General features: G+C 33.2%; 2 protein-coding genes. One reads left to right on the top strand and one right to left on the bottom strand.

Features of this window, described 5'->3' with window-relative positions; translation table 11 throughout:
- A partial coding sequence (locus tag V7124_RS22535; RefSeq protein ID WP_335493698.1) for a hypothetical protein occupies positions 1-680 on the top strand: 680 nt, incomplete at its 5' end.
- Positions 681-788: 108 nt separating this feature from the next.
- Here the strand turns inward: V7124_RS22535 and V7124_RS22530 are convergent.
- Positions 789-1,475, bottom strand: coding sequence for a helix-turn-helix transcriptional regulator (locus V7124_RS22530; protein ID WP_335493696.1), 687 nt, complete (start codon positions 1,473-1,475; stop codon positions 789-791).
- Between the last annotated feature and the right edge of the window lie 59 nt (positions 1,476-1,534).

Genomic DNA, 1,534 nt, shown 5'->3' with positions numbered 1-1,534 from the left:
AAACAGAAGCACCAGCAGCAGAGAATGACCAAGTAGATGATTCACAAAATCAAGAAGAGGACTCTAGTACATGGGTAGATGAAACTTATCAATTTATCTTTAATGGCTATCAAAGTCTTATTGGATACTATCAATCCCTTATTGAAGAAAATTTAGCTCAAACAAGTGAAGAATCTAAAAACGTAGTATCCGATATATCTGCTGATGCCAGTGAAACAGAAACAACAACTTTAGAGGCAGATACATCCCAAGACATCTCTGTTGATAACGCAAATATAGATCTAACAAGTGATACCGACGTTAATCTAGAAAGCCCAGTCGTTGTAGTAACTGAAGATCAATCTTCAGAAGTAGAAACTCCAGAGCAAGAAACAGTAGAATCAGTGGATAATACAGTATCAGATCTTGCAGAACCAGTACAAACAGTAAATGAAGATCAATCTTCAGAAGTAGAAACTCCAGAGCAAGCCACGGTAGAATCAGTGGAAAATACAGTATCAGATCTTGAAGAATCAGTACAAACAGTAAATGAAGAAGAAATTGTGGCTACTGAAACAGATCAAATGAGTCAAAATGAGGTAGAAAAGGAATCCGACCAAATCTCTTTTAAGGATAAAGTGCTAGGATACTATCAAGACCTAGTTGCTTCATTCTCTAACTTTATGAACTTCTTAAAATAAGAGGGACTATTTAGCAAAGTCAATAACAAAAACCACTTCCTAAAAAAATAAGGGAGTGGTTTTTTGTGTTGTTAAAATTGCGTATCAAGGCTTCTTTTTTTCAGCACTTTATAGTACTTCCTTTTTTTCTCTCTCGATGATTTTTAAGTAGCGATAGACACTTGGTTCAGATACTCTTAATAACTCTGCCACTCGAGGGACTGCCCCTTTAAGTTGGAATATCCCTTTTAATTCTAGTTCTCGAACGATATTTATTTTATGATTCTGTGATAAAGTAATATCTTCATTTTCTAATAAAGAAGGGTCGATTATAGAGTATATTACATCTTCTAATGATTCAGAAAGGTATTCTATACTTTGATCCAAATTATTATCAGGTTTTACTGAATTATCTGTAGGATTAATGAAAATTTGAGCTAACTCCAGAATCTCCTTTGATATCTCAGAGTAACGACTGGAATCGAAGTTAATACAAAGCGCGCCCACAAGTTCATCTTTTTCTTTTATGAAAAAGGTAGAAGACCTTATCTCCTTTTTATCTTTAGTTATTCCTTTATAGTTCGTAATAAAATCTTTATTTAGGTATTCCTTATTTTTAACCATTTCTATGACCATTCCTGTTAATGGAGCGTTTTTTGTCCTCCCACTTATATGGTTATTTGCAATGGCTGCAATATGTGAATTATATAAATTATCTAATGATATTGAGTGTAGTACGACCTCGTAATTAGGGCCAAGTACTTTCCCTAGAAATTGTACTAAATTTGAATAGGTTATTTCCTTGTTTTTATCCATTAAAGTCTTTTGCTCTCCTTTTATGATATTCTTCATTCAATTATATAGTATCTATTGTT

The sequence above is a fragment of the Neobacillus niacini genome (assembly GCF_036961885.1).
GTDB lineage: Bacteria > Bacillota > Bacilli > Bacillales > Cytobacillaceae > Neobacillus > Neobacillus niacini_H.
Note: the sequence above shows the minus strand (reverse complement) of the source record. Positions and strands in the feature narration are given on the sequence as shown.